A 2,500-nucleotide genomic window follows, 5' to 3' on the forward strand; every position below is an offset into this window, starting at 1 on the left:
ATATATATGTATATATATGTATATATATGTATATATATTTATATTTTATTAATTATAAATTAAAAAGGAAAAAAATTTGTATAATATAAAAATAAAAAAAAAAAAAACATATTATTATTATGATCCAACTATAATTTTTAAAAAANTATGTTTTTTAAAACCATATACTTTACTTTTAGAATCTGCTGAAGTTAAAAAAAAATTTAATTTAGAAAGTATGATGATTATTAATAGNGCTTTAAGAATTACAGCAAATAAAAATATTGTATATATAATATCATTAACTAAAAATGGTAATAATATAATTAAATTATTAAAAAAAAAATTAAAAAAAAAATTTAAAAAAAATATAAAAAATATATATTTATTAAATGGAATAAAAATTATTTTTCCTATAATATTTTATTTAAAATATAATGAAGATAAAAAATTAAAATTAATTTCTGTTTTAGATATTTTAAGATTTTTAATGAAATTAACAAAAAATAATAAAATACCATGTTTTTTTGGNGGTTTATTTTCTTATAATTTAATTTCAAATTTTGAATTTATAAAAAAATTTAAACCATTTTTATTATCAAAACAATGTCCAGATTTTTGTTTTTATTTATCAGAAAATTTATTAATTTTTAATCATAAAAAAAAAAAATGTATTTTACAAACTAGTTATTTTTCAAAAAATAAAAAAGAAAAAAATATATTAAAATTAAAAACAAAAAAAATTATTAATAATTTAAAAAAAATAATAAAAAATAAAAATAAATATAAAAAAATAAAAAAAAATAAATATAAAAAAAAAATAAAAATAAATATAAAAAAAAAATATATTTGTAATAAAAATAATAAAAAATTTAATAAAATGATTTTAAAAGCAAAAAAAAAAATTAAAAAAGGTGAAATTTTTCAAATAGTTATTTCAAGAATTTTTAAATTAAAATGTATTTCTTCATTATATGCTTATCAATATTTAAAAATAAGTAATCCAAGTCCTTATATGTTTTTTATGCAAGATATAAAATTTAGTTTATTTGGAGCTTCTCCAGAAAGTTCTTTAAAATATAATGTAAAAAATAGAAATATTGAAATACATCCTATTGCAGGAACTAGACCAAGAGGGAAAAATAAAAATGGTAAAATTAATAAAGATTTAGATAATCGTATAGAATTAGAAATGAGAACTAATAAAAAAGAATTATCTGAACATATTATGTTAGTTGATTTAGCAAGAAATGATTTAGCAAAAATTTGTATTCCTGGAACTAGATATGTATCATATTTAACTAAAGTAGATAAATATTCTCATGTAATGCATTTAGTTTCTAAGGTTGTTGGAAAATTATGTTTTCACTTAGATATTTTTCATGCATATTTTGCATGTATGAATATGGGAACATTAAGTGGAGCTCCAAAAATTAGAGCAATGCAAATTATTTCTAAAATAGAAAAAAATAAAAGATATAGTTATGGAGGTTCAATAGGTTATTTTAATTCTTTTGGTAATTTAGATATGTGCATTATTATAAGATCAGCTTATATAGAAAAATATAAAGCTTATATACAAGCAGGAGCAGGAATAGTATTAGATTCTATACCAAAAGAAGAAATTAAAGAAAGTAAAAATAAAGCAAAAGCTGTAATTCAATCAATTATTCAAGCAAATTTAATTAAAAGGTAATTTTATGGCAAATATATTACTTATAGATAATTTTGATTCTTTTACATATAATCTTGTTGAACAATTAAGAAATTATAATCATAATGTTTTTATTTATAGAAATAATATATCTTTAAATATAATTATTAAAAAATTAACTAATATGTTTTGTCCAATTTTAATGTTTTCTCCAGGACCTGGAATACCTAGTAAAGCTGGTTGTATGCCAAAATTATTATCATTATTTAAAGGAAAAATTCCAATGATTGGAATATGCTTAGGTCATCAAGCAATTGTAGAAATGTATGGAGGAAAAATTATTTTTGCAAAAAAAATTATACATGGAAAAACATCATTTATTACACATGATAATAAAGAAATGTTTAAAAATATTAAAAATCCAATTTCTGTAGGAAGATATCATTCATTCATTACTAAAAAAATACCTTCTTCATTAATAATTAATGCAATAACTTCTAAAAAAATAGTTATGTCTGTAAGAAATAATTTAGATAGAATATGTGGTTTTCAATTTCATCCTGAATCTATATTAACTACAGAAGGTGAAAAATTATTAAATAAAACAATAAAATGGGCTATAAAATATTAAATTTTATAATTTAATTTTTAAAGAATTTATAATGAAAAAAAAAATATGTATTTTAAAAATAAAAAAATTATTTAATATTGATAAAAATTATTCTAACACAATTGAATTATATGATTCATTACCGAAATATATTTGGCATAAAAAAAGAAAATTTAAAAATTTAAATAAATCTATTTTAAAAAGAAATTTTAAAATATCTGGAATAAATTTTATTATTAAAATAAAACCTGCAATAA

General features: G+C 16.6%; 2 protein-coding genes. Both read left to right on the forward strand.

Translation table 11 applies throughout. The features are described 5' to 3' along the window. Positions 1-76 precede the first annotated feature (76 nt). Positions 77-1,675, forward strand: a complete 1,599-nt coding sequence (locus tag RJT27_RS02065) for an anthranilate synthase component 1 (protein ID WP_343189653.1) — start codon at positions 77-79, stop codon at positions 1,673-1,675. 4 nt (positions 1,676-1,679) lie between these two features. Next, the gene (locus RJT27_RS02070) at positions 1,680-2,264 is read left to right on the forward strand and encodes an aminodeoxychorismate/anthranilate synthase component II (RefSeq protein WP_343189654.1); all 585 of its coding nucleotides are present in this window, start codon (positions 1,680-1,682) and stop codon (positions 2,262-2,264) included. Positions 2,265-2,500 lie beyond the last annotated feature (236 nt).

Origin of the sequence: Buchnera aphidicola (Greenidea ficicola) (assembly GCF_039386055.1) — a bacterium.
Classification (GTDB): Bacteria; Pseudomonadota; Gammaproteobacteria; order Enterobacterales; family Enterobacteriaceae; genus Buchnera_K; species Buchnera_K aphidicola_A.

What these genes read in the sequence shown, in the direction of transcription:
- RJT27_RS02070 (WP_343189654.1), top strand. Translation starts at nt 1,680, where the DNA reads ATGGCAAATATATTACTTATAGATAATTTTGATTCTTTTACATATAAT.